General features: G+C 68.8%; 28 protein-coding genes. 10 read left to right on the top strand and 18 right to left on the bottom strand.

Annotated features, from left to right (window positions below; translation table 11 throughout):
• Positions 1–121: 121 nt before the first annotated feature.
• Entirely contained in the window at positions 122–814 is a 693-nt protein-coding gene (locus AC1IQ6_RS24615; protein ID WP_111826740.1) for a histone H1-like DNA-binding protein, read from the top strand.
• 156 nt (positions 815–970) lie between these two features.
• Positions 971–1,531, top strand: coding sequence for a YggT family protein (locus tag AC1IQ6_RS24620; protein WP_102775776.1), 561 nt, complete (start codon positions 971–973; stop codon positions 1,529–1,531).
• Here AC1IQ6_RS24620 and AC1IQ6_RS24625 read toward each other — a convergent pair whose 3' ends face one another.
• From AC1IQ6_RS24625 to AC1IQ6_RS24685, 13 genes are all read right to left on the bottom strand, one after another.
• A complete protein-coding gene (locus tag AC1IQ6_RS24625) occupies positions 1,532–2,983 on the bottom strand; it encodes a D-alanine--poly(phosphoribitol) ligase (RefSeq protein ID WP_111826741.1) in 1,452 nt (483 codons plus the stop codon). It abuts the gene before it with no gap.
• Positions 2,984–2,999: 16 nt separating this feature from the next.
• Positions 3,000–4,127, bottom strand: coding sequence for an MBOAT family O-acyltransferase (locus AC1IQ6_RS24630; RefSeq protein ID WP_209165619.1), 1,128 nt, complete (start codon positions 4,125–4,127; stop codon positions 3,000–3,002).
• Positions 4,128–4,134: 7 nt separating this feature from the next.
• Positions 4,135–4,344 carry a hypothetical protein gene (locus AC1IQ6_RS24635; protein WP_485866606.1) on the bottom strand — a complete coding sequence of 70 codons (210 nt, stop codon included), beginning with the start codon at positions 4,342–4,344 and terminating at the stop codon, positions 4,135–4,137.
• Positions 4,341–5,525 carry a D-alanyl-lipoteichoic acid biosynthesis protein DltD gene (locus AC1IQ6_RS24640; RefSeq protein ID WP_485865421.1) on the bottom strand — a complete coding sequence of 395 codons (1,185 nt, stop codon included), beginning with the start codon at positions 5,523–5,525 and terminating at the stop codon, positions 4,341–4,343. Before AC1IQ6_RS24640 ends, AC1IQ6_RS24635 begins: the two co-directional genes overlap by 4 nt.
• Positions 5,503–5,742, bottom strand: a complete 240-nt coding sequence (locus tag AC1IQ6_RS24645) for an acyl carrier protein (protein WP_485865422.1) — start codon at positions 5,740–5,742, stop codon at positions 5,503–5,505. Before AC1IQ6_RS24645 ends, AC1IQ6_RS24640 begins: the two co-directional genes overlap by 23 nt.
• 319 nt (positions 5,743–6,061) lie before the next feature.
• Positions 6,062–6,565 carry an outer membrane lipoprotein gene (locus AC1IQ6_RS24650; protein ID WP_102775771.1) on the bottom strand — a complete coding sequence of 168 codons (504 nt, stop codon included), beginning with the start codon at positions 6,563–6,565 and terminating at the stop codon, positions 6,062–6,064.
• A 177-nt stretch (positions 6,566–6,742) separates the two neighbouring features.
• A complete protein-coding gene (locus AC1IQ6_RS24655; RefSeq protein WP_485865423.1) occupies positions 6,743–7,684 on the bottom strand; it encodes a carbohydrate kinase family protein in 942 nt (313 codons plus the stop codon).
• A 12-nt stretch (positions 7,685–7,696) separates the two neighbouring features.
• Positions 7,697–8,794, bottom strand: coding sequence for a DUF3426 domain-containing protein (locus tag AC1IQ6_RS24660; protein ID WP_485865424.1), 1,098 nt, complete (start codon positions 8,792–8,794; stop codon positions 7,697–7,699).
• 24 nt (positions 8,795–8,818) lie between these two features.
• A complete protein-coding gene (gene prmA, locus AC1IQ6_RS24665) occupies positions 8,819–9,748 on the bottom strand; it encodes a 50S ribosomal protein L11 methyltransferase (protein WP_209165616.1) in 930 nt (309 codons plus the stop codon).
• 129 nt (positions 9,749–9,877) lie between these two features.
• Positions 9,878–11,224 (bottom strand): acetyl-CoA carboxylase biotin carboxylase subunit, encoded by a 1,347-nt coding sequence (accC, locus tag AC1IQ6_RS24670; protein ID WP_102775767.1) that lies wholly within the window; start codon positions 11,222–11,224, stop codon positions 9,878–9,880.
• Between the two features lie 9 nt (positions 11,225–11,233).
• A complete protein-coding gene (gene accB / locus AC1IQ6_RS24675) occupies positions 11,234–11,692 on the bottom strand; it encodes an acetyl-CoA carboxylase biotin carboxyl carrier protein (RefSeq protein ID WP_102775766.1) in 459 nt (152 codons plus the stop codon).
• A gap of 88 nt (positions 11,693–11,780) precedes the next feature.
• Entirely contained in the window at positions 11,781–12,215 is a 435-nt protein-coding gene (gene aroQ / locus AC1IQ6_RS24680; RefSeq protein ID WP_102775880.1) for a type II 3-dehydroquinate dehydratase, read from the bottom strand.
• Between the two features lie 89 nt (positions 12,216–12,304).
• The gene (locus AC1IQ6_RS24685) at positions 12,305–12,841 is read right to left on the bottom strand and encodes a TlpA family protein disulfide reductase (protein ID WP_485865425.1); all 537 of its coding nucleotides are present in this window, start codon (positions 12,839–12,841) and stop codon (positions 12,305–12,307) included.
• A 104-nt stretch (positions 12,842–12,945) separates the two neighbouring features.
• On the opposite strand from AC1IQ6_RS24685, the gene mpl reads away from it, so the two are divergent.
• The 8 genes from mpl to AC1IQ6_RS24725 all read left to right on the top strand — a co-directional run bounded on the left by mpl (position 12,946) and on the right by AC1IQ6_RS24725 (position 21,629).
• Positions 12,946–14,316 carry a UDP-N-acetylmuramate:L-alanyl-gamma-D-glutamyl-meso-diaminopimelate ligase gene (gene mpl, locus AC1IQ6_RS24690; RefSeq protein ID WP_485865426.1) on the top strand — a complete coding sequence of 457 codons (1,371 nt, stop codon included), beginning with the start codon at positions 12,946–12,948 and terminating at the stop codon, positions 14,314–14,316.
• A gap of 26 nt (positions 14,317–14,342) precedes the next feature.
• Complete coding sequence (locus tag AC1IQ6_RS24695) at positions 14,343–14,945, top strand: YqiA/YcfP family alpha/beta fold hydrolase (protein WP_485865427.1); 603 nt, start codon at positions 14,343–14,345, stop codon at positions 14,943–14,945.
• Between the two features lie 77 nt (positions 14,946–15,022).
• The gene (locus AC1IQ6_RS24700; RefSeq protein WP_111826967.1) at positions 15,023–16,927 is read left to right on the top strand and encodes a ribonuclease catalytic domain-containing protein; all 1,905 of its coding nucleotides are present in this window, start codon (positions 15,023–15,025) and stop codon (positions 16,925–16,927) included.
• Positions 16,928–17,042: 115 nt separating this feature from the next.
• A complete protein-coding gene (locus AC1IQ6_RS24705) occupies positions 17,043–17,942 on the top strand; it encodes a TonB family protein (protein ID WP_111826748.1) in 900 nt (299 codons plus the stop codon).
• Positions 17,939–18,802, top strand: a complete 864-nt coding sequence (gene aroE / locus AC1IQ6_RS24710) for a shikimate dehydrogenase (protein WP_485865428.1) — start codon at positions 17,939–17,941, stop codon at positions 18,800–18,802. The genes AC1IQ6_RS24705 and aroE overlap by 4 nt, the downstream gene beginning before the upstream one ends.
• Before the next feature lie 5 nt (positions 18,803–18,807).
• On the top strand, positions 18,808–19,530 hold the full coding sequence (gene mtgA / locus AC1IQ6_RS24715; protein ID WP_485865429.1) for a monofunctional biosynthetic peptidoglycan transglycosylase: 723 nt from the start codon (positions 18,808–18,810) through the stop codon (positions 19,528–19,530).
• Positions 19,531–19,620: 90 nt separating this feature from the next.
• A complete protein-coding gene (gene lptG / locus AC1IQ6_RS24720; RefSeq protein ID WP_485865430.1) occupies positions 19,621–20,799 on the top strand; it encodes an LPS export ABC transporter permease LptG in 1,179 nt (392 codons plus the stop codon).
• The gene (locus AC1IQ6_RS24725; protein ID WP_102775752.1) at positions 20,796–21,629 is read left to right on the top strand and encodes a symmetrical bis(5'-nucleosyl)-tetraphosphatase; all 834 of its coding nucleotides are present in this window, start codon (positions 20,796–20,798) and stop codon (positions 21,627–21,629) included. Before lptG ends, AC1IQ6_RS24725 begins: the two co-directional genes overlap by 4 nt.
• 170 nt (positions 21,630–21,799) lie before the next feature.
• Here the strand turns inward: AC1IQ6_RS24725 and AC1IQ6_RS24730 are convergent, their stop codons facing one another.
• Genes AC1IQ6_RS24730 through AC1IQ6_RS24750 form a run of 5 tightly spaced genes read right to left on the bottom strand, consistent with a single transcriptional unit; the run spans position 21,800 to position 25,722 of the window.
• Complete coding sequence (locus AC1IQ6_RS24730; protein WP_485865431.1) at positions 21,800–22,540, bottom strand: lysophospholipid acyltransferase family protein; 741 nt, start codon at positions 22,538–22,540, stop codon at positions 21,800–21,802.
• Positions 22,537–23,826 (bottom strand): dihydroorotase, encoded by a 1,290-nt coding sequence (locus AC1IQ6_RS24735; RefSeq protein ID WP_485865432.1) that lies wholly within the window; start codon positions 23,824–23,826, stop codon positions 22,537–22,539. Before AC1IQ6_RS24735 ends, AC1IQ6_RS24730 begins: the two co-directional genes overlap by 4 nt.
• Positions 23,823–24,719: an aspartate carbamoyltransferase gene (locus tag AC1IQ6_RS24740; protein ID WP_485865433.1), complete on the bottom strand. Its 897-nt coding sequence runs from the start codon at positions 24,717–24,719 to the stop codon at positions 23,823–23,825. The genes AC1IQ6_RS24735 and AC1IQ6_RS24740 overlap by 4 nt, the downstream gene beginning before the upstream one ends.
• Positions 24,720–24,740: 21 nt before the next feature.
• On the bottom strand, positions 24,741–25,142 hold the full coding sequence (gene ruvX / locus AC1IQ6_RS24745) for a Holliday junction resolvase RuvX (RefSeq protein WP_102775748.1): 402 nt from the start codon (positions 25,140–25,142) through the stop codon (positions 24,741–24,743).
• On the bottom strand, positions 25,135–25,722 hold the full coding sequence (locus AC1IQ6_RS24750) for a YqgE/AlgH family protein (RefSeq protein WP_111826754.1): 588 nt from the start codon (positions 25,720–25,722) through the stop codon (positions 25,135–25,137). The genes ruvX and AC1IQ6_RS24750 overlap by 8 nt, the downstream gene beginning before the upstream one ends.
• Between the last annotated feature and the right edge of the window lie 28 nt (positions 25,723–25,750).

Below are 25,750 nucleotides of genomic sequence, written 5' to 3' on the forward strand. Positions count from 1 at the left end.
GTAGCTGTTGCTCGCACAGGACAGCGGCATGCGCCGATGAATAGCCCGGGCACGGTCCGCCGAAGGGTGGGTCGGGGCACGGGTTTAAGTTCTGGGACCCCTGAACCTAAGGAGCATGACCATGGCAACAGCCAAGAAAGCCGTAAAGAAAGCGGTGAAAAAGCCCGCCGCCAAGAAGGCAGTAGCTAAGAAGGCCGCCCCGGCCAAGAAAGCTGCCGTCAAGAAGGTAGCCGTCAAGAAAGTCGCCGCCAAGAAACCGGCAGTGAAGAAGGTTGCCGCCAAGAAGCCGGCAGTCAAGAAGGTTGCCGCCAAGAAGGCCGTCGCCAAGAAAGCGGTAGCCAAGAAGGCCGTCGCCAAGAAGGCGGTTGCCAAGAAAGCCGTCGCCAAGAAGGCAGTAGCCAAGAAGGTCGTCGCCAAGAAAGCGGTAGCCAAGAAGGCCGTCGCCAAGAAGGCGCCTGCCAAGAAGGCCGTCGCCAAGAAAGCGGTAGCCAAGAAGGTCGTCGCCAAGAAGGCGGTTGCCAAGAAGGCCGTCGCCAAGAAGGCGCCTGCCAAGAAGGCCGTTGCCAAGAAAGCGGTAGCCAAGAAGGCCGTCGCCAAGAAGGCGGTTGCCAAGAAGGCCCCCGCCGCCAAGAAGGCTCCCGCTGCCGCCAAGCCTGCTGCTGCCAAGAAGCCGGCCGCTGCCAAGAAGCCTGCCGCGAAGAAAGCCGCTCCGAAGAAGCCCGTAACGCCGCCGTCCACGGCTGCCGCCCCGGGCGCGAAGACCGCGCTGAACCCCGCCGCGTCGTGGCCGTTCCCGACCGGTGGCCGTCCCTAATCAGGACGGTTCGAAGCCCTAGCTTCGCCAGAAGCCGCCCGGCCCATGCCGGGCGGCTTTTTTGTCGCGAGGCCGTCTGCACCGGCCGCATGGAGGGGTTTTTTTCACGGTGGCGCGTGCGACAATTGACTCCTCTTTTTCAGGGTGAACGTGTCCATGCTCGGTGAAATCTTCCGTTTCCTTCTCGAAATCCTGTTCACGCTGTTCGGCGCGGCGCTGATCGCCCGCGCATGGATGCACGCCATACGGCTGCATCCCTTCAATCCCCTGGCCCGCGCGGTCTACCAGGCCACCAACTGGCTGGTGTCGCCGCTGCGCAAGATCATTCCCGCCGGCAACAAGATCGACTGGACCAGCCTGGTCGCCGTGTGGCTGTCGGCGCTGGTCTACCTGGTGCTGATCTGGCTGGTGGCCATCGGCGCGCTGATTCCCGCCGAGCTGCTGCCCGCGGCCATGGGCTCGGCGCTGATCCTGGCGGCCAAATGGGCGCTCAACCTGGTGGTCTGGCTGACGCTGATCCAGGCGGTGCTGTCGTGGGTCAATCCGATGGCGCCCATGATGCCGCTGCTGCAGGCGCTGACCGACCCGCTGCTCAACCCCATCCGCCGCGTGCTGCCGCGCACCTCGATCGACTTCTCGCCGCTGGTGCTGCTGGTGGCCGCGCAGATCCTGCTGATGATCCTGGCCCGCCTGAGCTACGGCATGATGGGCATCTAGCTACACCGGAATCGCGCTGTAGATCTCGACCAGCTTCTTACGGTCGATCTTGTGGTTGTTCGACATGGGTAGCGCCGCGCAGGCCACCAGTTCTGACGGCACCATATAAGGCGGCAGGCGCTGCGCCAGCCGCGCCTTCCAGTCATCCAGGGCCTGCGGCGCCAGCAGGCTCGCCGGCTGGTCCGCCGGCGCCACGCCGGCCACGAAGCCGATCAGGCGCACCGCCGTGCCGTCGGGCCGGCGCAGCACCGCGCAGGCGCCGCCCTCCACGCCCGGCAGGCCGTGCAGCGCCTCGTCGATCTCGGCCAGTTCGATGCGGTAGCCGTTCAGCTTGATCTGGTCGTCCATGCGGCCGCGGCAGAACAGCAGCCCCTCCTCCCCCATCTGCCCCAGGTCGCCGGTGCGAAACGCCCGCCGGCCGTCGGCATAGGTGTAGAGCTTGGCCTGGTTCAGGTCGGCGCGGTTCAGATAGCCGCGCATGACGTGGTCGCCCACGATGCAGATCTCGCCGCCCTCGTCGACCAGCAGCACGCTGTCCGGCTTGGCGCGGCCCACCGGCAGCGGGTCGTGCGCGGCCAGCACGGCGTCGGTGACTTCGATCCACGTGGTGGCCACGGTAGCCTCGGTCGGGCCGTAGGTGTTCAGGATGACCGCGTCGGGAAAGCGCTGGCGCAGCTTGCGCGCCAGCGCCGCCGGCAGCGGCTCGCCGCAGAACAGGAAGGTGCGCAGCGTGGGCAGCGCGGCCGGCGAGAAATCGCGGTTGGCCAGCTGCTGGTGCGCGAAGGACGGCGTCGACACCCAGACCGTCACGCCATGCGCGGCCAGCCGCGGCACCCAGGCGGCGGCCTGCGCGATCTGCTCGCGCGCGTTCAGCACGCAGCTGCCGCCCGAGGCCAGGGTGGCGAACACCTCGTACATCGACAGGTCGAAGCTGAACGGCGCCTGGTTCATGAACACCGGCGCCTCGCCCAGGCCGAAGCTGCCCAGCATCCAGTCGCCCAGCAGCCCCACGCTTTCGCGGCCGATCTGCACGCCCTTCGGATCGCCCGTGCTGCCCGAGGTGAACATGACGTAGGCCAGGCCGCGCTCCTGCAGCATGGCGCCCTCGTGCGGCGCGAACGTGCCGGCGGCCGCGTCGTAGACGGCGCCGGGGCGCACGATCTCGACGATGCGGCGCAGGCGCTCGGCGGGATAGATGGTGTCGACCGGCACGAACGGCGCGCCGATGGACAGCGCCCCGACCATGGCGACGAAGAACGACGCCTCCTTGTGGCCGTATATCGCCACCGGCACGTCCGGCCCCAGCCCGTGGCGGCGCGCCTGCCCGGCCCAGGCGGCCGCTTCGTCGCGCAGCTGCGCCCAGCTCAGGCTGCGGTCGGCGCCGGCGACGGCGAGCGCCTCGGGCGCGAGTTCGGAATCCGCGAAACGGAAGGATTTCAGGTCGAAACGCATGCCGATGCTCCCGGCGTCAAATAGGGCTGCGGCCGCTGAACACGTAGAGCGCCAGCGCCGCCAGGACCAGGGTCAGCACGCGCCCGAGCAGGCGCATGAGCGGGCGCGCCAGCGCGGCCTGCAATGCAGGGCGGGTGCGCGCGGCGTTGACCAGCAGGTTGTGGCCCACCGAATAGGCGCCGAACATCAAGCCGCTGACGATGTAATGCAGCGACAGGCCGTTCCACACGCCCATGGCCAGCAGGGTCGCGAAGATGCCGATGTTCTGCGCGGCCAGGCGGTGGCGCGAGAAGTACGCGGTCTTGCTCAGCGCCTTGTAGATGGGCATGAAGACCACGTCGCGCAGCCATTCCGACAGGCTGATGTGCCAGCGCCGCCAGAAGTCCTGCGGATTCAGCGTCGCCAGCGGATTGCGGAAGTTGATGGGCAGCGTGAAGCCGAACAGCATGCCGATGCCGATCGCCATGGTCGAGTAGCCGGCGAAATCGAAAAACAGGTAGGCGCTGTACAGCGAGGCATTGAGCGCCACGCCGGTCAGCGAATAGTCGTGCGCGTCCAGCGTCGCCAGGCCGTAGCGCCAGATCAGCTCGGCCAGGCCGAACTTCTGGATCACGCCCAGCATGATCAGCTCCAGCCCGGCCAGCCAGGTGTTGAGGTTCACGCCTTCGTAGCCGCGCTTCAGATCCGCCTGGAAATTGCGCCAGCGGTACATGGGGCCGGCCAGCAGCGCGAGCGGGAAGAACAGGTAGATGAAGTAGTCCAGCGGCGAGACGCGCTCGTTGCGCTGCGCGAACAGCAGCACGTCGATGGCGCGGAAGGTCGCGAACGACAGGCCCAGCATGGCGCCCAGGTGCGACACGCCGGTCTTCACCAGCAGCAGCGGCGCCATCGTCACGATCACGCCCAGCCAGGTCGGGATGTAGCCGCGCCGCACTGCCCACAGCGCGCCGCCGGCGATGGCCATCAGCGCGATGGGCTGGTAGGGGCGCGCCCAGAACACCGCCATCCAGACGCCCAGGCAGACCACGCCGATGATGTGCCGGTAGCCGATGCGCATCGGCATGCCGAAGAAGCGGTACGCCAACAGGCCCAGGCCGCCGCACAGGGCGCCGCCGAAAAAACTCAGGCTTGCGAACAATTCCATGCCGGGCTCAGAACTGTTGGTATTGGAATTCGACCTTGATCGGTCCGCCGCTGCCCGTGGTGGGCTGCGCCTGCAGCACGAACACCAGGATCACCCCGAGATACAGGCACAGGTGCCACAGGAAGCGCCGCCCCCATGCGGCGGCGGCCTTGCGGGTTTCCTGCCCTTGCGCGGGATCGCCCGCCTTGGGCCTGGCCCAGTGGAACAATTTGTTCATCGGGAAAAGTACTCCGCAATGCCCTGGTCGGCCAGCGCCCAGCCGAGCTCGGCCAGGTGCATGTCGTCGCGCAGCATGCCCGGCTCGAAGGGGATGCTGTAGAGGTCCAGGCAGCCCATCTGGTAGCGCGCGCACATGCCGGTGATGGCGGCCACCACCGGATCGAAGCGCTCGACGTCCAGGATGAGCTTGGGATTGAACGGCTGGATGACGAAATAGGCGTGGACCTTGCGCTTCTGCAGCAAGGCCATGACGCGCGACAGGTCGCCCAGTTCGGCCCGGGTGATGGGATCGACGTCGGCGAACTCGTTGCGGGCCGGCGAATACAGGGGCGCCAGGTACTGCTGGTAATAATCGTCGCGCACGTCGTAGGGATTGTGGCCGCCCAGCTTGCGCTCGACTTCGCGGGCCTGGTGCGTGATCCGGCTCCACTGGCCCGCGTCCAGGCGCGCCGCCGACGGCCAGGCCACGTAGCGGTGCGCCGGCACCGACAGCTTGCTGCGCGGACGGTCGGGCGCCGGCTCCTTGCGCGCCTGCCACCACAGCGCCAGCTTGTCCTTGAGCTCGGCGACCTGGCCGTTGGCGATCAGCCAGAGCAGGCCCCAGTTGGCGTTGTCGGTGATCCAGTTCTGCATCTGCTCGCGCGTGCTGGGGCGGTCCCACAGGCGGTCCCAGACCGGGCCGGTCACGTGCTCGGCGAAGGCGCTGCGCGGCAGCTGGCCGCCCGAGGCGAACCAGGCCGGCGACAGCATGATCGCCAGCCGCGTGTTGGGCGTGAGCGAATCCGCCACCGACTCCAGCACGCTGACGATGCCGTAGGACTGGAACATGGCGTGGCCATAGGCCAGCGTGGGCACCTTCAGCTCTTGCGGGAAAAAGCGGTAGGGCACGAAGCGCAGGTCATGGCTGGACAATTCCGACGAGCCCAGCACGACCAGCGTGCCGTCGCTCAGGGCGTTGCCCAGGCGCTCCAGGTTGACGTGCTGCGTGCCCCAGTCCGGCCCCAGGTTGGGCAGGTAGTTGCTTCTGCCGGCCGCGACCGCGGCCTGCTGCGTGGGGACCACCATGCGGCTGAGCAGCTCGTCGGCGCCCCAATAGGCGCCGATGGCCAGCGCCACCGCCGTCGCGGCGGCCGCGACGTGCGAACAGAAGCGCGAATTACGCAGTATGGGCAGCGACATAGCCGGCAAGCGTGCGGAGCGACTGTAGATGCTCCGCGATCTCGGGAGCCGGGATGCTGCAACCGTACTCCGACTCGACCGCCAGCGTGATGTCGACGGCGGCCAGCGAGTCGACCAGGCCGCTGGCGATCAGCTGCGTGTCGGGAGTGACTTTCTTCATGACGATCGACTCGACGATCTCGCCGATCCTGGTGTGGAGTTCTTGCTCGGAATGCATGGTTCGTGCAGCGTTGCGTTGCCTTGTGGGCGAACGTCCCCTGCCCTGGGATAGAGGACGATGAGATTACTGAGGAAATGCTGAAACCGAACTGAAATTCCAGCCCGCCATGAACGACGCCGCGAAGCAGATGGTTACATGATGTACGCGCGGCGGCGTCGATCGCAGGCGCAATCATGTCACTACGCCGGCCGGACCGCCATTGAACTTTTGCGGTAGGCGGGCGCTTGCGGGTAAGTCCCGAGACGCCGCGTTGCGGCGCCGCGACAGGCCGAAAAAAAGCCCGCTTGCGCGGGCTTGGTGCCGGGATGGCGGCAATTTACATCGGCGTGACGCGGGTGGGGCCGGAGCCGCTGATCACCTGGACGCGCTGGCCCACGCTGATGGGCACGTCCGCTTCCTGGGCGACCACGCGGGTTTCGCCATTGTCCAGGCGCACGGTGATTTCGTAGCCGGAGCTCTTGCCGACGCGGTTTTCAACGGCGTTGCCCGCCAGCGCGCCCAGGATGACGCCGCCGACGGTGGCGATGGTGCGGCCGGTGCCGCCGCCGATGGCGTTGCCCGCCACGCCGCCGAGCGCGCCGCCGGCAACCATGCCGACGCCGCTGGACTTGTCGTCCTGGATCACGATGGGGCGCACGCCGGTGACGGTACCGGTGCGCACGATCTGTTCGCGCTGCGCCTGGTCATAGCTGTAGACGCCGCTGGAAGCGCTGCGGTTGGCGCAGCCGCCCAGCACGGCCAGCGAGGTGACGACGGCGGCGATGGCGAGCCAGCGGCCGGTGCGCGGCGCGGCCAGGGTAATGGATTTGCTTTGGTTCATTTGGACTCCTCGATCGGCAAGGCCGACGACTATTCGATCATACTCTGCCCGCGAGGGACGGTTCACGCTGCTGCAACATACTGAAACTCAAGGCCAGAAGCTGCAAACAGCGCAGCCCGCGCGGCGGCCGTCCCGACGATGATTCGACCTGGCCCGCGCCGCCGGGTTCCCGGCCGCTCAGGCCGGCAGGCGGATGCCGTAGGTGGCGTGCAGCACCGCGTCGATCTCGGCGCGCGACGGCGCATGGTTCTGCGGCCCGCGCGAAGCGATCTTGATGGCGCCCATGACGTTGCCCAGGCGGCAGCTGTCTTGCCAGCTCGAGCCGCTGGTCAGGCCGTACAGCAGGCCGCCGCGCTGCGCGTCGCCGCAGCCGGTGGGGTCCACCACGGCGGCGGCGCGCACCGGCTCGATCTCGATGGTCTTGCCTTCGGTCAGCAGCGTGGCGCCTTCGCCGCCGCGCGTCACCACCACGGCCTGCAGCGAGCGGGCGATATCGGCCATGCTGCGGCCGGTGCGCTGCTCCACCACGCCGGCCTCGTAATCGTTGACGGCCAGCGCCTGCGCCAGTCCGAGCATGCGCTCCAGGTCGGCGCCGTCGAACAGCGGCATGGCCTGGCCCAGGTCGAAAATGAACGGGATGCCGCGCTTGTTCAGGCGCTCGGCGTGGGCGAACATGCCCTCCTTGGCGTCGGGCGCGACGATGGCCCAGGCCGCGTCGGCGTCGCTCAGGTCGTTGTCGGCCGAGTGCGACATGGCGCCCGGGTGGAAGGCCGCGATCTGGTTGTCGTCCAGGTCGGTGGTGATGAAGCATTGCGCCGTGAAGGTGCCGGGCACGACCTTCACGCGGCTGACGTCGATGCCCAGGCCGGACAGGCGCTCCAGGTATTCGCCGGCGTCCTCGCCCACGGTGGCCACCGGCACCGGCTTGCCGCCCAGCAGCTGCATGTTGTAGGCGATATTGCCCGAGCAGCCGCCGTATTCCTTGCGCATGCTGGGCACCAGGAACGACACGCTCAGGGATTGCACGCGGTCGGCCAGGATGTGTTCCTTGAAGCGTCCTTCGAACACCGCGATGGTGTCGAACGCCATCGAACCGCAGACCAGAACGGGGGTCGCCATGCTTGTCATCCTTTAAGGAAAGAATTTATCGATTTGGTAGCCATTGACCTGCACGCCGGTCACTTCAATGGGTACGGAGACTTTCATCTCGCCGGCCGGCGCGAACGGGCCGCGCAGCTGCTCGGGAGTCAGGTAGTTTTCGGGCATCAGCACGCGGCGCACGACCACCGTGTCCGACAGGTCGGTCAGGTCCAGCACCAGCGCCGGCCAGTGCTGCGGCTTGTCGTAGCGGTTGCGCAGCACCAGGCGCAGCACCAGCCGGGTGCGCCCGTCGTCGATGGCGGCGGCGCCGGCCGGCGGCTGCAGCGACGACGACGAAATCGCGATGCGCTCGATGCGGCGCGCGTAGCCCACGGTGCATTGGGGCGGCCGGCACACGCTTTCCAGCACCGGCCGCAAGGCCGGCACGGCGTTGGCGATGTCGCTGCGATACACGTACAGCAACTGGAAAGCCAGCGCGATCAGGCCGGCCAGGCAGGCCGCGCCCCACAGCTTGCCGATCAGGCTGCGGCGGTCCTCGCGGTCCTGGTCCAGGAACTCGGGCGGCGCGCGGCCCACGTCGGTGGCGCTGGAATAACGCGTGCGCGTGTCGCCCAGCACCGGCTCGCGCGGATCGTCGTAGTCCTCGCGTTGGTCCTGCGCGTATTCGTCTTCGTCCTCGTACTCGTCGTCGCGCGCTTCGTCGCGCACGTCCACGTGCCGGCTGCGGCCGTCCGGATCGGCATACGGGCCGATCATGGGTTCGGCGCGCCGGCGGATGTCGTCGCGGCCGCGCAGCACGGCGGGCGACGGCGCGGGGGCAGGCGGCGGCTCGGGCGCGACGGCAGGAATGTGCGGCTCGTCTTCCCAGGGAGGGATTTCCGCGGGAGCGGCGACGGGAGCGGCCGGCGGCGTCAGCACCGGCGCGGCGTTGGCATGCGCGGGCGGCACGGACGGCGCCGCGGGCGGCGGCGCGACGGGCGGTGCGCCCGCCTCCGGCAGCAGGCAGGCGCGGCCGTCGAACACGGTCGCGCAGGCTCCGCAGCGCACCAGGCCGTTGCGCACCCGAAGCTGGTCGGGCACCACCTTGAAGGAGGTGCCGCACTGCGGGCAGCGGGTGGTCAGTGCCATGGCGCGGTCACGCGGCGCGGGCGCTCAGGCCTTGCGGCCGTGCAGGCAGACCCAGCCGTCGCGGGCGCGCCAGACCGACATGGCGATCCAGGGCGCGTACGCGGCGGCGACTTCCTCGGCCTGGCGCTCGAGCACGCCCGACAGCACCAGATGGCCGCCGGCGGCAACGCGCCCGGCCAGCATGGGAGCCAGCACCTTGAGCGGATTGGACAGGATGTTGGCCACCACCACGCCGAACGTGCCTTCGGGCAGCGCGTCGGGCAGCATGGCCTGGAGTTCGACCTGGTTGACCCCGGCGTTGAAGGCCGTGCTCTGCACGGCCTGGGCGTCGATGTCGACCGCCAGGGTCGGACCCGCGCCCAGCTTGCGCGCGGCGATGGCCAGGATGCCCGAGCCGCAGCCGTAGTCCAGCAGCGTGGCGCCCTGCGGCATGTCGGCTTCCAGCCAGGCCAGGCACAGGTGCGTGGTCGGATGGCTGCCGGTGCCGAAGGCCAGGCCGGGATCGAGCTCGATGTGGATCGCGCCGTCCTGCACCGGCGCGTCCGGCTCGAAACCGGGCACGTCGGGATTGTCGCGATGCCAGCTGGGCACGATCCACAGGCGTTCGGCGATGTGGATGGGGCCGAATTGCGACTGCGTCAGGCGCACCCAGTCCGCGTCGGGGACTTCGCGCAGGCTCCAGCCGGCGAACAGCGCCGGGTCGAGCTCGCCGGCCTCGGCGGCCTCGGCCATGATCTGGGCCGGATCGGCGCCATCGGGCAACAGCGCGACGACGCGGTTGCGGTCCCAGGCCTGGACGTCGGGCTCGGTGCCCGGCTCGCCGAACAAGGGGCGCTCGTCATCGGTGCCCAGGTCGGCGTCTTCGACCGACACCGACAGCACGCCCGCTTCGAGCAGCGCATCGGACAGGGCCTCGGCCTGAGCCTCCAGGCAATGGAGCACGAGTTCACGCATGATAGTTCTTCCATCTGGCCGACGGGCCGCGGCGCATGCCGCGGCCCGTCGGCCCTATCGCTTTGGAGCGGCTCCGCAGAGACGGGTTCCTTGGCGCAAAAAGGGGCCGTGAGGCCCCAGAATCGTTGGTCAGGGACGCTGCGCCAACTTGTTTTCCAGGTAGTGGATGCTGGTGCCGCCTTCGATGAAGCGGGCGTCCTGCAACAGTTCGCGATGCAGCGGGATGTTGGTGGAGATGCCTTCCACCACCATTTCCGACAGCGCGATGCGCATGCGCGCCAGCGCCTGGTCGCGCGTATCGCCGTAGGTAATGACCTTGGCGATCATCGAATCATAGTTCGGCGGCACGAAATAGCCGTTGAACGCGTGCGAATCGATGCGCACGCCCGGGCCGCCCGGCGTATGCCAGTTGGTGATGCGCCCCGGGCTGGGCACGAAGCGGAACGGATCTTCGGCGTTGATGCGGCATTCGATGGCGTGGCCCTTGAACGAAATGTCGCGCTGGCGCAGCGTGAACTTCTCGCCGGCGGCGATCAGGATCTGCTGCTGGACCAGGTCCACGCCGGTGATCAGCTCGGTGACCGGGTGCTCGACCTGGATGCGGGTGTTCATTTCGATGAAATAGAACTCGCCGTTTTCGTACAGGAACTCGAACGTGCCGGCGCCGCGGTAGCCCATCTTGCGGCAGGCGTCGGCGCAGCGGTCGCCGATGCGCTCGATCAGGCGGCGCGCGATACCCGGCGCGGGCGCTTCTTCGATGACCTTCTGGTGGCGGCGCTGCATGGAGCAGTCGCGCTCGCCCAGCCACACGGCGTTGCGTCCGCCGTCGGCCAGCACCTGGATTTCCACATGGCGCGGGTTCTCGAGGAACTTCTCCATATAGACTTCCGGGTTGTTGAACGCGGCGCCCGCTTCCGAACGCGTCATGGTGACGGCGTTGAGCAGCGCGGCCTCGGTGTACACCACGCGCATGCCGCGGCCACCGCCGCCGCCGGCGGCCTTGATGATGACCGGATAGCCGACTTCACGCGCAACGCGCAGGATTTCCTGCGGATCGTCGGGCAACGCGCCTTCCGAGCCCGGCACCACCGGCACGCCGGCTTCGATCATGGCGCGCTTGGCGCTGACCTTGTCGCCCATCAGGCGGATGGTGTCGGGACGCGGGCCGATGAACACGAAGCCGCTTTTCTCGACGCGGTCGGCGAAATCGGCGTTCTCGGACAGGAAACCGTAGCCGGGGTGGATGGCCTCGGAATCCGTGACTTCGGCGGCCGAGATGATGGCCGGCATGTTCAGGTAGCTTTCGCGCGACGGCGCGGGCCCGATGCACACGGATTCATCGGCCAGGCGCACGTACTTGGCTTCGCGGTCGGCCTCGGAGTGCACGACCACGGTCTTGATGCCCAGCTCGCGACAAGCGCGCTGAATGCGCAGGGCGATTTCGCCCCGGTTGGCGATCAGGATTTTTTCGAACATGTTCAGCTATCAGCCAATGACGAACAGGGGTTGGCCGTACTCGACGGGCTCACCGTTCTCGACCAGGATTTCTTTGATGACGCCGGACTTGTCGGCCTCGATTTCATTGAGCAGCTTCATGGCTTCAATGATGCACAGCGGGTCGCCTTCCTTGACGGTGGCGCCCACGTCCACGAACGGCGCGGCGCCCGGGTTCGGCGCGCGGTAGAAGGTGCCGACCATGGGGGCCTTGACCACGTGGCCCTGGATGACCGGGGCGGCCTCGGCGGCGGGAGCGGCCGGGGCGGCGGGCTGCTGGGCCACGGGCGCGGCGGGCACGCCCGCTTCCGGCTGGTGGTAGGCGACCGGCTGCAAGGTTTGCGAGAACTTGACGATCCTTACCTTGCCTTCGCCTTCGGTGATTTCCAGCTCGGCGATGCCCGATTCAGCCACCAGGTCGATCAGGGTTTTGAGTTTTCGAAGGTCCATAGAAGCTGCTTCCCGAGATAGTGTCGGCAACGTCCCTGCATCGGGCGCGCGCCGTAAAGATATGTAGTTGCTGTGAGTTGGTGCGAGATCAGTGCCGCACTGCGTAACGCAGCGCCGCCTCGTAGCCGTCCGCGCCGAGGCCGCTGATGAGGCCTACCGCCAGATCGGACAGATAAGAGTGATGCCTGAACGGCTCTCGCTTATACAGATTGGACAAATGTACTTCAATAAATGGGATCGCGACCCCGGCCAGCGCATCGCGGATCGCAACGCTGGTATGCGTATAGGCCGCCGCATTGATGATGATGAAGTCAGTGCCGTCCTGCCGGGCCGCCTGGATACGGTCGACCAGCGCGCCTTCGTGGTTGCCTTGCCACGCTGTCAGCGTGGCGCCCAATTCGCCTGCCAGCAGTTCCAGTCCCTCATTGATCTGGGCCAGCGTGAGGCTGCCGTAGATATGAGGTTCCCGGGTGCCGAGCAGGTTCAGGTTCGGGCCATGCAATACCAGTATGTTTTGCGCCATGCGCTTGACCAAGAGTGGTTTGCCAATTGTTGGCAAAACAGTCGATAAACCAGCTTTTTACGCCAATTCCTACTATTTGTCCAACAGACTTACGCCTTTAAACCAGATAAAGTCTTGTCCAGATCGTCTGGCTGGATTTCACCCAATATCTTCCGGTTAATACTGCCATCTGCATTGAAAACAATAGTAAAAGGCAGGCCTCCGGCGGGATTTCCCAGCTTGCGGAGTGTATCTATCGCACCCGCGCCGATTACCCACAAGGGGTAGGAAACCTGCACTTTCTCGACGAATTTCTGAATGTTCGCGGCGGAATCGACACCGATACCGACAAAGCGGATATCCGGGTATTTTTTCTGCAGCGCGTCCAGTTCCGGCATCTCGCGCACACAGGGCGCGCACCAGGTCGCCCAGAAATTGACCACGATGGGCTGGCCCTTCCAGCCGGCCAGCGAATGGGACGCCCCCGCCAGGTCGGGCAGCTGCAGCTGCATCAGGTCGGCTATCGGGTCGCCGCCGCCGGCAGGCCCAGCCGCGGGCGCCGGCGCCTTGCGTCCCATGAACGTATAGCCGCCAGCGACAGCGGCCGCGATGGCCACGCCGGCGGACAGGAGTAGACGTCGATTCATGGCGCGATCATAACCGTTTGCGCCTTTTCTTGTCGCTGCGCACGCGCAAGGCCGCGGCAGGCGCCGGGTCGCTATATATACAATGCAGGGCAGGAGAGTTTTCAATGCACCTGCACATACTAGGCATCTGCGGTACGTTCATGGGCGGCCTGGCGCTGATCGCGCGCGCGGCCGGCCACAAGGTCACCGGTTGCGATGCGGGCGTGTACCCGCCCATGAGCACGCAACTGGCCGAACAAGGCATCGAGCTGATCGAAGGCTTCGGCCCCGAACAAATGGCGCTCAAACCCGATCTGTACGTGATCGGCAACGTGGTCAGCCGCGGCAATCCGCTGATGGAGGCCATACTGGAGTCGGGCGCGCGCTACGTGTCGGGCCCGCAATGGCTGGGCGACAACATCCTGCCCGGCGCGCACGTGCTGGCCGTGGCCGGCACCCACGGCAAGACCACCACCAGCTCCATGTTGGCCTGGGTGCTGGAGGCCGCCGGCCTGGCGCCCAACTTCCTGATCGGCGGCATGGCGCAGGACCTGCAGGTATCGGCCCGCTACGATCCGGCCCGCCGGCCCTTCGTGATCGAGGCGGACGAGTACGACACCGCGTTCTTCGACAAGCGCTCCAAGTTCGTCCATTACCGTCCGCGCACGGCCATCCTGAACAATCTCGAATACGATCACGCCGACATCTTCCCGGATCTGGCCGCGATCGAAACCCAATTCCATCATCTGGTGCGCACCATTCCCGGCTCCGGGCGCATCGTGCGGCCCACGCACTGCGAGGCGCTGGACCGCGTCATTGCGCGCGGATGCTGGTCGGAAACCGTCACGTTCGGTGCCGATGGCGCCTGGCAGGCGGGCGCGCCGGACGCGGACGGCGCCTTCGAGGTGCTGCGCGCCGGCGAGCCGGCGGGCACGGTGCGCTGGAACCTCGGCGGCGAGCACAACCGGATGAACGCGCTGGCCGCACTGGCCGCCGCCGAACACGTGGGCGTGCCGGTGGCGCAGGGCATCGAGGCCCTCACCCGCTTTGCCGGCGTGAAGCGCCGCATGGAGCTGCGCGGCACGGTCAACGGCATCAAGGTCTACGACGATTTCGCGCACCACCCCACCGCCATCGCCACCACCATCGAGGGGCTGCGCCGCCAGGTCGGCGCGGCGCGCATCCTGGCGGTGCTGGAGCCGCGCTCGAACACCATGAAGCTGGGCACCATGGCGGCGCGCCTGCCCGAGGCCTTGGCCGACGCCGACCTGGTGTTCTGCTTCGGCGCCCATTCGGGCAAGCACGCGCTGGGCTGGAATCCCGCGGAAGTATTGGCGCCCCTGGGCGAGCGGGCTTCGAGCTACGATGACCTCGGAGCGCTGGTGGCCGCGGTGGCCGCCGCCGCCCGTCCGGGCGACCAGGTGCTGGTGATGAGCAACGGCGGCTTCGGCGGCGTGCACGGCAAGCTGCTGGACGCCCTGCAGGCGCGCCCCTGATCCAGACCCCAAGGCAAAGGCGAGACATGATTCTCTATCTGCACGGTTTCCGTTCCTCGCCGACCTCATTCAAGGCCCGGATGATGGCCGACGCCATGGCCGCGCGCGGCCTGTCGGCGGCCTGGGCCTGCCCGCAGCTGCCGCCCAGCCCCAAAGAGGCCGTGGAACTGGCGCTGGACATCGCCCGGCGCCAGCTCGAAGGCGCGGCGTGCGCGCGGGCGCTGACCGTGATCGGCTCGTCGCTGGGCGGCTACTACGCCACCTGGCTGGCCGAGCAGCTGGGCTGCAAGGCCGTGCTGCTCAACCCCGCCGTCGAGGCCGCGCGCGACCTGGCCACTCAGGTCGGCGAACACCGCATGTATCATTCCGACGCGCCGTTCACCTTCCTGCCCGGCTACGTGGACGAGCTCGCTGCGATCCGCGTCGCCCGCGTCACCCAGCCCGACCGCTACTTCCTGGTCGCGGCCACCGGCGACGAGGTGCTGGACTGGCGCGAAATGCGCGACCGGTACGCGGGCTGCCGCCAGCGCATCGTGCAAGGCAGCGACCACGGGCTGTCCGATTTCGAGCGCTGGATGCCGGAGGTGCTTGAATTCGCCCTTGGCGACGAGCAGGTTCGCCCCCAATAATCAGTTTCAAACATCAACACCCTATCTATATAGCTGCGCAAGGCGGCGCGTGCGCGCCGCCCAGGACGATTCCCACCATGTATGTGTTTTACGAAGACGACGGCAGCTTCAAGGCCGGCAATATCCTGTCGGAGACCGACGCCAGCCTGCAGGTGGAGTCGGAATCCGGCAAGCGCAGCAAGATCAAGCGCGCCAACACGCTGTTCACCTTCGCCGCGCCGGAACCGGCCGCGCTGATGAGCCAGGCGGCGGCGGCCGCCGAGGCGCTGGACCTGCAGTTCCTGTGGGAATGCGCGCCGCAGGAAGAATTCGACGCCCCGGCCCTGGCCGCCGACTACTTCGGCCACGCGCCCACGCCGGTCGAACAGGCCGCCCTGCTGATGCGCCTGCACGGCGCGCCGGCCTATTTCCACCGCCGCGGCAAGGGCCGCTACCGCCCCGCCCCGCCCGACATCCTCGCCGCCGCGCTGGCCGCGCTGGAGAAAAAGCAGCGCCAGGCCGAACAGCAGCAGCAATGGGTGGACGAAATGGCCGCCGGGCGCCTGCCCGAACCGATCGCGCAGGCCGCCGAGTCCCTGCTGATCCGCCCCGACAAGAACTCCCAGCAATGGAAGGCCCTGGACGCCGCCTGCGCCAAGCTGGGCAAGAGCCCCGACCGCCTGCTGCTGGAGCTGGGCGCCTGGCCGCATGCGCTGGCGCTGCACAAGCGCCGCTTCCTGGCCACCAACTTCCCGCGCGGCGTGGGCTTTCCGGAGCTGGAACTGCCGCCGATCGACCGCGATCTGCCGCTGTCCGACGCCGTGGCCTATTCGGTGGACGACGTCACCACCACCGAAATCGACGACGCGCTGTCGGTCAGCACCCTGCCCGACGGCCGCGTGCGCGTCGGCGTGCACGTGGCCGCCCCCGGCCTGAGCGTGACGCGCGACAGCGACTTCGACAAGCTGGCGCGGGCGCGCCTGTCCACGGTCTACATGCCGGGCGACAAGATCCCGATGCAGCCGGACAACGTGATCCAGGCGTTTTCGCTGGACGCCGGGCGCGAGGCGCCGGTGCTGTCGCTGTACGTGGTGGCCAACCCCGAGACCGGCGAGATCATCGAGTCGGAGACGCGCCTGGAGCGCCTGGTGGTGCGCGAGAACCTGCGCCACAACATGCTCGACGCCCACGTCACGGAGGCCAGCCTGGCCGATCCCTCGGCCGAACTGCCCTACGGCGACTGGCTGCGCCCGCTGTGGAAGCTGGCGCAGGCGCTGTGCGCGCAGCGCGAGAACGTGCGCGGCAAGCCCGAGAACAATTCGCGCGTGGAATACAGCTTCTACCTGGACGGCGATCCCGACGATCCCGACACCCCGGTGCGGCTGGTGCCGCGCCAGCGCAACGCGCCGCTGGACCGGATGGTGGCCGAGTACATGATTCTGGCGAACAACCTGTGGGGCGGGCTGCTGCACCAGCACGGCGTGCCGGGCATCTACCGCTCGCAGCAGGCCGGGCGCGTGCGCATGAGCACGCAGGCGCTGCCGCACGAAGCCATCGGGGTGCCGCAATACGCGTGGAGCACCTCGCCGCTGCGCCGCTACGTGGACCTGGTGAACCAATGGCAGCTGATCGCGGCGGTGGAGCATGGCGTGTCGGCGCGCCTGGTGGCGCCGTTCAAGCCGCGCGACGCCGATCTGTTCGCCATCATCGGCGCGTTCGACGCGCAATACGCCGCGTGGGCGGAATTCCAGAGCGCGATGGAGCGCTACTGGTGCCTGCGCTGGCTGAAGCAGCACAACGTGACGCGCACGGTGGCCCACGTGCTGCGGGAGGACCTGGTGCGCTTCGCCAATGCGCCGCTGGTGACGCGGGTCGGCGGGATGCCGGAGCTGGAACGGGGGACTGCCGTGGAGCTGGATATCCTGGGGATGGATGAGTTGTCGCTGGAGCTGGATTGCCGGTATGTGGGGGTTGTCAGTCCTGCTGTCGGCGGGGAGTCGTAAGGCGGGTTTGTTTGTCCTGACGGCCGTGGCCTCTTCTTCGTAGGCCGCTCGTCGGCGCGGGCGGCCCCGGGCGCCCCGGTGCCCGCGGGAGCGGGAGTCGCTCTACAATGCGTGCGTGCAACGTCTTGCTGACCACCCCTCTCCGCTGAGCCGTTACCTGCGGTGGCTGGGCGCCCCTGCCCAGCAGCACCTGCGCATCGGCATCGCGATCTCGCTGCTGCTGCACGCCGGCGCGCTGGCGTGGCGCTTCGGCGCGCCGGCGCCCTCGCGCCCGCCGGCCACCAGCCTGGAGATCGTGCTGCTCAACGCCCGCAGCGAAACCCCGCCGGACACGCCGCGCGCGCAGGCCCAGCAGCAGATGAGCGGCGGCGGCAACGCCGAGCGCGGCATGTCGACCACGCCGCTGCCGCGCACCGGCGAATCGGCCGAGACCATCGTGCTGGAGGCCATGCGCCGCCGCCAGGTGCAGCTCGAGGCCGAGCAGACCCGCCTGATGACCCAGTTGCGTTCGGCCGACAAGGCCGGCGCCGAGCGCCAGGCCGTCAATCCCTGGCCGGACGGCGCCGACCTCGGCCGCGACGCCGAGGACCAGGCCAGCCTGGTGCAGAACGCCCAGGTGGCGGCCCTGGCGGCCCGCGTCCAGCAGTACAGCGCCGAACCGCGCAAGCAGTTCGTGGCGCCGTCGGCCGAGGCCTCGCGCTACGCCGCCTACCTGGACGCCTGGCGCACCCGGATCGAAACCGTCGGCACCCAGCACTACCCGGACGAGGCGCGCGGCCGCATCTACGGCTCGCTGCGGATCACGGTGTCGGTGCGCGCCGACGGCAGCATCGCCGACGTCGAGATCGACCAGCCCTCGCCGCACGCCGTGCTGAACCAGGCCGCCCGCCGCATCGTGCAGCTGGCCGCGCCCTTCCCGCCCTTCCCGCCCGACGTCGCCCGCGACACCGACGTGCTGGTCATCACCCGGACCTGGCATTTCGTCAACGACACCCTGGAAACCGAAGCCCCATGACCGAGGCGTCCCCTCTTGCCCGATATGCCGTCATCGGCAACCCCATTGCGCACAGCCGCTCGCCTCAGATCCACGCCATGTTTGCCCGCCAGACCGGCAAGCCGCTGCGCTATGACCGGCTGCTGGCGCCGGTGGACGGTTTCGCCGAGGCGGTGGCGGCCTTCGTGGCCGACGGCGGGGTCGGCCTGAACGTCACGGTGCCCTTCAAGCTGGACGCCTACGCCCTGGCCGCGGGCCGGCTGTCGGCCCGCGCCCGGCTGGCCGGGGCGGTCAACACCCTGTCCTGGCGCGACGGCGCCTGGCACGGCTGTAACACCGATGGGGTCGGCCTGGTCGCCGACCTGATGCGCCTGGGCGTGCGCCTGAATGGCGCCGGCGTGCTGCTGGTAGGCGCCGGCGGCGCGGCCCGCGGCGTGCTGCAGCCGCTGGCGCAGGCCGGCTGCGCCCGCATCCACATCGTCAACCGCACCGCCGCGCGCGCCCAGGCGCTGGCCGACGCCTGGCGCGAAAGCGGGGTATCGCCCGAGACCCGGGTCAGCGCCGGCGGCCTGGCCGACGCCGCCGCCCCCGGCGGCTGGAACCTGGTCATCAACGCCACCGCCAGCGGCCTGCAGGACGCCGCCCCCGACCTGCCCGCGGGCCTGTACGCCCCCGGCGCGGCCGCCTACGACATGATGTACGGCGCGCGGCCCACGGCCTTCATGCGCCAGGCCGAGGCCGACGGCGCCGCGCTCACGGCCGACGGCCTGGGCATGCTGGTCGGCCAGGCGGCCGAGAGCTACTTCATCTGGCACGGCCTGCGGCCCGACCCCGCGCCGGTCCTCGCGGCGTTGCGCGCGGACCTCGCGGCCGGCCAGTGAGCGGCATGGCGACGCGCAAGGGCCGCTCCTGGTTCCGCATCGTCACCGGCGCGCTGATGGCGCTGGGGTGCGCCATCCTGCTCTACCAGTTCTGGCTGTTCGCCCAGGTCGTCTGGTACAACTACCGCGACCCGGGCAGCAGCGCCATCATGCGCGAAGAACTGTCGCGCCTGCGCGAGACCAATCCGGCCCTGGAGCTGAAGTACGAGTGGGTGCCGTACGACAAGATCAACCGCAACCTCAAGCGCGCGGTGGTGGCCTCCGAGGACTCAAATTTCACCGAGCACGACGGCGTCGAATGGGACGCCATCCGCAAGGCCTGGGAATACAACCAGAAGCAGCAGGAAGCCGGGCGCAGCAAGATGCGCGGCGGCTCCACCATCACCCAGCAGCTGGCCAAGAACCTGTTCCTGTCGAGTTCGCGCAGCTATATCCGCAAGGGCCAGGAACTGGTCCTGACCTACATGATCGAACACGTCATGAGCAAGGAGCGGATACTGGAACTGTATCTGAACGTGGCGGAATGGGGCGTGGGCGTGTTCGGCGCCGAGGCCGCCGCCCGGCACTATTTCAACACCTCGGCCGCCGGCCTGGGCGCCAGCCAGTCGGCCCGGCTGGCGGCCATGCTGCCCAACCCCCGCTTCTATGACAGCCACCGCAATTCCCGCTACCTGAACTCCCGGGTCGGCGTCCTGACCCGCCGCATGCGCATGGTCGACATTCCCTGATACAGGCGCCGTCGGCCGGGACCCTCCGGGCCCGGACCGGGACGGCAGGATTTGTTAAGCTTTCACGTTTACGCGCTCCCTCTTTCCTACATGCGTACCGCACGTCGCTACCTGGCCCGCGAGATCTATCGCTCTTGCGCAGTGGTCCTTATGGCCCTGCTGGGCCTTTTCACGTTCTTCGCGCTGGTGGACGACCTGGACAACGTGGGCGACAAGTTCTCCATGATGGCCCTGCTCTACATGCAGGCGCTGGCCATTCCCACCCGCTTGTACGACCTGCTGCCCATCGGCCTGCTGATCGGCGCCATCCTGGCGCTGGCGGGGCTGGCGCAGCGCAACGAGCTGGTGATCCTGCGGGTCTCGGGCGTCAGCGGCATGAAGCTGCTGCGCATGCTGTGGATCGTCACGATCCCGCTGATGATAGGCGCCGGCCTGCTGTCCGAATACGTCACCCCCTGGGCCGAAATCAAGTCCGGCGAGGCCAACCTGATGTTCCGCGGCAAGGCCGGCGGCGACCGCCTCAAGAGCGGCTACTGGTTCAAGGAACCCACCGCCAACGGCGGCACCCGCATCATCAATATCGGCGAACTGCGCGGCGACGGCCAGGTCAACGCCGTGACGCTCTACGAGTTCAAGAAGGACCTGACGCTGTCGGCCCTGTCGACCGCGCCCACCGGCGTCTTCTCGCACGGCGACCTGGTGCTCAAGGATGTGTCCGAAACTCGGCTGGACGACAACGCCGCCGAAGCGCTGGCCGACGCGCGCCCGCCCAAGCAGCCGCCGGCCACCGTGGTGAAGGTGCCCGAGCGCACGGTGGACACCACGCTCAGCGCCGAACGCCTGATCGCGCGGGTGCTGACACCGGAACGCATGTCCATCGTGACGCTGCTGGACTATGTGGAGTATCTCCGCAACAACCAATTGCAATATGGTCGCCAGGTCGTCGCCCTATGGCGCAAACTGGCATATCCGTTCACCTTGCTCGTCATGATCACGATCGCGGCGCCCATCGGCCTGATGCAGACCCGCCGCGGCGGCGTGGGGGCCAAGGTGTTCGTGGGCATTCTGCTCGGCGTCGCCTTCTTCATGGTCAACCAGCTGGCGTTGAACGTGGGCATGCTGGGCAAATGGCCGCCCTGGCTCACCGCGCTGGGGCCGAACCTGGGCGCGGTGATCCTGGCGCTGGGAGCCATGAGCTACATGGAATACCGCCACACCATCACTCGCGTCATCCAACAACGCTGGCCCTGGAGTAAAAGTCCCGCATGAACGGCAGTATCTGGATGATCGGCGACGTGCAAGGTTGCTGCTCGCCGCTGGATCGCTTGCTGTCCCATCCCGACGTGGTCGGCGATCCGCAATCGCGCTTCTGGTTCGCCGGAGACCTGGTCAACCGCGGCCCCCAGTCGCTGGAGACGCTACGGCGCATCATCGACCTGGGCGACCGCGCCACCTCGGTGCTGGGCAATCACGACCTGCACCTGCTGGCCACCGCGGCCGGCGTGCGCAAGCCCTCGAAGTCGGACACGCTCGAAGCGATACTGCGGGCGCCGGACGCCGACGACCTGATCAACTGGCTGCGCTTCCGTCCGCTGGCGCATTTCGAGCAGAACCATCTGCTGGTGCACGCGGGCACCCTGGCCAAATGGGACGTCGCCAAGACCCTGGCCCTGGCCGGCGAGGTCCAGGACGCGCTGCGCGGGCCGAACTGGCAGAAGGCGCTGCAGAAGATGTACGGCAACGAGCCGGCCACCTGGAAGGAAGACCACAAGGGCGGCAAGCGCATGCGCGTCATCATCAATGCGCTCACGCGCATCCGCCTGTGCACGCCCAACGGCCACATGGAATTCGCCACCAAGGTGACGCCGGGCGCCTGGCCCGCGGGGCTGGTGCCGTGGTTCGACGTGCCCAACCGCGCCACCCGCGACGTCACGACGGTGTTCGGCCACTGGTCGACGCTGGGGCTGCTGCTGCGGCCGGACGCGATCTGCCTGGATACCGGGTGCGTGTGGGGCGGGTCGCTGACGGCGCTGCGCCTGCAGGACCGCAAACTGGTGCAGGTGAAATGCTCGCAGTTCCAGGACCCGTTGTCTGAATGAGGGTTTGGGGCGATGGGTTCCGCGCGCTTGACGGTGGGGTTCTTGCGTCGAATTTCTCGCGCTGCACCCATCCTACGGTCGAGCCGTGGTTCGCAGCGTAGGATGGGTGCAGCGCGAGAATCCTTAAGCAAGAACTCAACCATCGAGCGCGCGGAACCCATCGCCCCCCTTCACAACACCCGCGAAATCGCGTCCCTGGCCTGGTGCGACAGCTCCAGCCGCGTCGGCAGGCTGCCGTCCGGATGCCGCGCCGGCAGCGGCGGCAGGAACACCACTTCCACGGCCAGTCCGCTAACCCCCAGCACCCGCCACAGATTGGCCACCAGCGATTCCTCGCCGACGAAGGCGGCGTAGCCGCTGCGCTTGCCATGCTGCAGGAAACGCAGCGCGACCGGCTGGATTTCCACGGCGGCGGCGCGCGCCGGCTCGAACAGGCTGGCGTGGAACGGCAGCAGCTCGAAGCCTTCGCTGGTGGTGCCTTCCGGGAACAGGCCGACCGCGTCGCCCTGCTTGAAGCGCGCCTGCATGGCCTCGCCCATCGCGTGCACCGCGTGGCGCTGGCCGCGCTCGATGAACAGGGTGCCGGCGCCGGCCACCAGCCAGCCTATGACGGGCCAGCTGCGGATCTCGCTCTTGGCGACGAAGGACGTGGCGCGCGCCGAATTCAGCACGAAGATGTCGATCCAGGACACATGGTTGGCCACCAGCAGCACCGGCCCGGTCAGGCGCGGCTCGCCCTTGATGATGACCTGCAGGCCGCAGAACGCCATCAGGCAGCGCGACCAGTGGCGGTTGAGCCAGGCGCGCGAGCGGATTCCGAGCAGCGGATACGCCAGGCCCACGCAGAGCAGGCCGAGAACGATCCAGGGCAGCACGAGGACCAGCCTTAGGACAAAGCGCAACAGCTTCAAACCGGAGTCTCCCAGGCCAGGCTGCCACCCACGACGGTGGCGCGTACTCGGCCGGGCAGCATCATACCCGCGAACGGGGTCTGGCCGCTGCGGCTGTGCAGCGCGCCGGGCGCGACCATCCATTCGGCTTCCAGGTCGGCCAGGCACAGGTCGGCCTGCGCGCCCACGCCCAGCTGGCCGACGGGCGCCGCCTGCGGCGCAATCGCGGCCAGCACGGCGGCCGGGCCGCTGGTGACGCGCGCCAGCGCGTCGGCCACGGGCCGGCGGGCGTCGCGCGCCCACTTCAGGGCCAGCGACAGCAGCAGCTCCAGCCCGGTGGCGCCGGGCTCGGACAGCGGAAAGGGCATGGCCTTGGCGCGCGCCTCGACCGGCGCATGGTCCGAACACAGCGCATCGACCAGGCCTTCGGCCAGCGCGGCCTGGATCGCCTGGCGGTCGCGCTGGCCGCGCAGCGGCGGCGACAGGTGGAAGCGGGTGTCGAAAAAGCCGATGTCGACGTCGCACAGATGCAGGCTGTTGGCCGACACGTCGGCCGTGACCGGCAGGCCTTCGCGCTTCGCGGCGCGCAGCAGTTCGATGCCGGCCGCGGTGGACAGGCGCGTCAGGTGCACGCGCGCGCCGGTGGCGCGCTGCAATTCGAAGATGGTGTGCAGGGCCAGCGTCTCGGCCTGCGGCGGCAGGCCGTGCAGGCCCAGGCGTTCGGCATAGGCGCCGGCGGCGGCCGCCGCGCCGCGGGACAGCCACGGGTCTTGCGGCCGCAGCCACAAGGCCAGGCCCAGGCCGCTGGCATAGCGCATCGCGCCCCACAGCACGCGGGTGTCGGCAATGCCATGCTCGCCCTGGGCGCAGGCCAGGCAGCCCGCCCGGCCCAGCAGATCCATTTCGGCCAGCGTTTCGCCGGCCAGTCCCACCGTCATCGCGCCCAGCGGGCGCACCCGGCACTGGCCGGGCTGCGCCTGCCGCAGCAGCGCCTCGGCCTTGCCCGGCTCGTCCAGCGGCGCCGCGGCGTCGGGCGGCAGCACCAGCGTGGTGACGCCGCCGGCCAGGGCCGCGCGCAGTTCGGTCGGCGCGAAGGCCGCCGCGCCGGGCTGCGCGACCCGCGCGCACAGATCGACCAGGCCCGGCAGCACCGCCAGCCCCGCCGCGTCCAGCCGGCGGTCGGCCTGGAAGCCGTCGGGCGCGCGGCCCACCGCCGCGACGCGGCCGTCCGCGAGGTAGAGATCGTGCAATCCGTCGACGCCGTTGGCCGGGTCGATCAGGCGGCCGTTGGCGATGTGCAGCCTCATGGCGCGTCTGCGGCCAGCATGGCCAGGGCCGCCACGCGCAGCTGCTGCGTGAGTGCGGCCAGGCGCGCCTGCGTGGGAGCCAGGCTGGCCGCGACGTCGGCGTCGACCTCGACGCCCGGCGTCAGCGCGCCCGCGGGCAGCAGCAAGGCGTCGGCGCGGGCCCCGGCCAGGATGGCGGGCGTCAGGCCAAAGGATTGTTCGTATTCGCGGGCCGAGGGCAGCAGCGCGCCGCTGATCCGTTCCACGTCCAGCGGCAGGATGACGATGACGTCGGCGTCCAGGCCTTCGCGCAGCGAGGCGCAGGCGCGCACGCCCAGTTGAGCCAGGCCTTCGGGCTGCAGGGTGCCCGGGCCTGCCGCGCTTACCTGCGCCACGCCCAGCGTGGTCATGGCGTGGATGGCCGAACGCGCCACGCGCGAGTGACGCAGGTCGCCCACCAGCGTCACGGAAAGATTCGCCAGGTCCTGGCGGGCTTCGCGCATCGCCTGCAGCAGCGCCAGCGCCGGCAACGGATCGGCGTGGCCGCCGTCGCCGGCGTTGATGACGCGCACGCCGGGCGCGGCATGGGCGGCGGCGCAATGCGCCGCGCCGCTGGCGGCGTGGCGCAGCACCAGCAGGCCCGGCTCCAGGGCGGCGGCCACGTCCGCCAGCGTCTCGCCGGCGTCGGCGGCCAGCGCCACCGGGCGCAGGCCCAGGCTTGCGGCCGCGGCCGAGTACGCGTCGCGCTCGGTCGCGGCGTCGTCCGGCAGGCACAGATAGGCCGGCTGCGCGCGCACGGCGGGTGGAGCCGCGAGCGCCATGTCGAGCAGGCGCTCGACGTGGCGGCGGGGCAGGCCTTCCGTGGTCAGCAGGTGTATCGGTTCGCCGCGGCGATCGAGTTGCGGATTGAGCATAGGCGGGGCGGTTCGCGGGCCTCAGGCCGCCGGCAAGGCATCCAGGTAGCGTTGCAGGATAACAGCCGCCGCCATCGCGTCATCGGCGGCGTTGGTGCCCAGCAGGCGCTGCGCCTCCATGCTGGAGCCGCGTTCGTCGACCAGTTCGACGGCCACGCCGAAGCGGCCGTGCAACTGGTTGGCGAAGCGGCGGCAGCGCGCGGTGGCCGGCTGTTCGCCGCCGTCGGCGTCCAGCGCCAGCCCGACGATCACGCGGCGCGGCTGCCATTCCTGCAGCAGCGCCGCGATGCGGCCGAAGCGCGCCTCGCGGACTTCGCTGAAGATGATTTCCAGCGGCCGCGCGTGGCGCGTCAGCGTATTGCCGATGGCGATGCCGATTTTCTTCTCGCCGAAATCGAAGGCAAGCAGGGTCTCTTCAGGCATGGCCCGCGTCGCCCGCCAGCATCACCGGATCGATGCCCAGCAGCTTCAGCGCGGCCGGGTAGCGGTCCTCGGGCGGCACGTCGAAGATGATGCTGTCGTCGGCGCCCACGCTGAGCCAGGCGTTCTGGGCCATCTCGCTTTCGAGCTGGCCCGCGCCCCAGCCGGCATAGCCGAGCGTGACCAGCATGCGCGCCGGCCCGTTGCCCTCGGCCACCGCCTGCAGCACGTCGCGCGAGGTGGTCAGCGCCATGCCGCCCAGCTTGATGCTGGAGCTGTAGTCGCCGGCCGGCGCGTGCAGCACGAAGCCGCGGTCGGTCTGCACCGGCCCGCCGAAGTAAACCAGCGAGTCCTTCACGGGGCCGATTTCGAGCGTCAGGTCGATGCGCTCGAACAGGGTGCCCAGCGTCAGGTCGGTGGGCCGGTTTATGACCAGGCCCAGCGCGCCACGTTCCGTGTGTTCGCAGACATAGATGACCGAGCCCGCCAGGCTGCCTTCGACCATGCCCGGCATGGCGATCAGGAACTGGTTGGCGAAATTGGCCGCCTGCGTCGTAGTGTCGTCTTGGTGCTTTTCCGTCATGGCAACCCCTTCGTGGGTAGTCTGAGAG

It is taken from the genome of Achromobacter sp. MUI-25009338 (assembly GCF_057359325.1).

Coding starts and splice junctions, on each gene's coding strand:
- AC1IQ6_RS24615 (WP_111826740.1), top strand. CDS start 122: ATGGCAACAGCCAAGAAAGCCGTAAAGAAAGCGGTGAAAAAGCCCGCC.
- AC1IQ6_RS24620 (WP_102775776.1), top strand. CDS start 971: ATGCTCGGTGAAATCTTCCGTTTCCTTCTCGAAATCCTGTTCACGCTG.
- AC1IQ6_RS24625 (WP_111826741.1), bottom strand. CDS start 2,983: ATGCGTTTCGACCTGAAATCCTTCCGTTTCGCGGATTCCGAACTCGCG.
- AC1IQ6_RS24630 (WP_209165619.1), bottom strand. CDS start 4,127: ATGGAATTGTTCGCAAGCCTGAGTTTTTTCGGCGGCGCCCTGTGCGGC.
- AC1IQ6_RS24635 (WP_485866606.1), bottom strand. CDS start 4,344: ATGAACAAATTGTTCCACTGGGCCAGGCCCAAGGCGGGCGATCCCGCG.
- AC1IQ6_RS24640 (WP_485865421.1), bottom strand. CDS start 5,525: ATGTCGCTGCCCATACTGCGTAATTCGCGCTTCTGTTCGCACGTCGCG.
- AC1IQ6_RS24645 (WP_485865422.1), bottom strand. CDS start 5,742: ATGCATTCCGAGCAAGAACTCCACACCAGGATCGGCGAGATCGTCGAG.
- AC1IQ6_RS24650 (WP_102775771.1), bottom strand. CDS start 6,565: ATGAACCAAAGCAAATCCATTACCCTGGCCGCGCCGCGCACCGGCCGC.
- AC1IQ6_RS24655 (WP_485865423.1), bottom strand. CDS start 7,684: ATGGCGACCCCCGTTCTGGTCTGCGGTTCGATGGCGTTCGACACCATC.
- AC1IQ6_RS24660 (WP_485865424.1), bottom strand. CDS start 8,794: ATGGCACTGACCACCCGCTGCCCGCAGTGCGGCACCTCCTTCAAGGTG.
- prmA (WP_209165616.1), bottom strand. CDS start 9,748: ATGCGTGAACTCGTGCTCCATTGCCTGGAGGCTCAGGCCGAGGCCCTG.
- accC (WP_102775767.1), bottom strand. CDS start 11,224: ATGTTCGAAAAAATCCTGATCGCCAACCGGGGCGAAATCGCCCTGCGC.
- accB (WP_102775766.1), bottom strand. CDS start 11,692: ATGGACCTTCGAAAACTCAAAACCCTGATCGACCTGGTGGCTGAATCG.
- aroQ (WP_102775880.1), bottom strand. CDS start 12,215: ATGGCGCAAAACATACTGGTATTGCATGGCCCGAACCTGAACCTGCTC.
- AC1IQ6_RS24685 (WP_485865425.1), bottom strand. CDS start 12,841: ATGAATCGACGTCTACTCCTGTCCGCCGGCGTGGCCATCGCGGCCGCT.
- mpl (WP_485865426.1), top strand. CDS start 12,946: ATGCACCTGCACATACTAGGCATCTGCGGTACGTTCATGGGCGGCCTG.
- AC1IQ6_RS24695 (WP_485865427.1), top strand. CDS start 14,343: ATGATTCTCTATCTGCACGGTTTCCGTTCCTCGCCGACCTCATTCAAG.
- AC1IQ6_RS24700 (WP_111826967.1), top strand. CDS start 15,023: ATGTATGTGTTTTACGAAGACGACGGCAGCTTCAAGGCCGGCAATATC.
- aroE (WP_485865428.1), top strand. CDS start 17,939: ATGACCGAGGCGTCCCCTCTTGCCCGATATGCCGTCATCGGCAACCCC.
- mtgA (WP_485865429.1), top strand. CDS start 18,808: ATGGCGACGCGCAAGGGCCGCTCCTGGTTCCGCATCGTCACCGGCGCG.
- lptG (WP_485865430.1), top strand. CDS start 19,621: ATGCGTACCGCACGTCGCTACCTGGCCCGCGAGATCTATCGCTCTTGC.
- AC1IQ6_RS24725 (WP_102775752.1), top strand. CDS start 20,796: ATGAACGGCAGTATCTGGATGATCGGCGACGTGCAAGGTTGCTGCTCG.
- AC1IQ6_RS24735 (WP_485865432.1), bottom strand. CDS start 23,826: ATGAGGCTGCACATCGCCAACGGCCGCCTGATCGACCCGGCCAACGGC.
- AC1IQ6_RS24740 (WP_485865433.1), bottom strand. CDS start 24,719: ATGCTCAATCCGCAACTCGATCGCCGCGGCGAACCGATACACCTGCTG.
- ruvX (WP_102775748.1), bottom strand. CDS start 25,142: ATGCCTGAAGAGACCCTGCTTGCCTTCGATTTCGGCGAGAAGAAAATC.
- AC1IQ6_RS24750 (WP_111826754.1), bottom strand. CDS start 25,722: ATGACGGAAAAGCACCAAGACGACACTACGACGCAGGCGGCCAATTTC.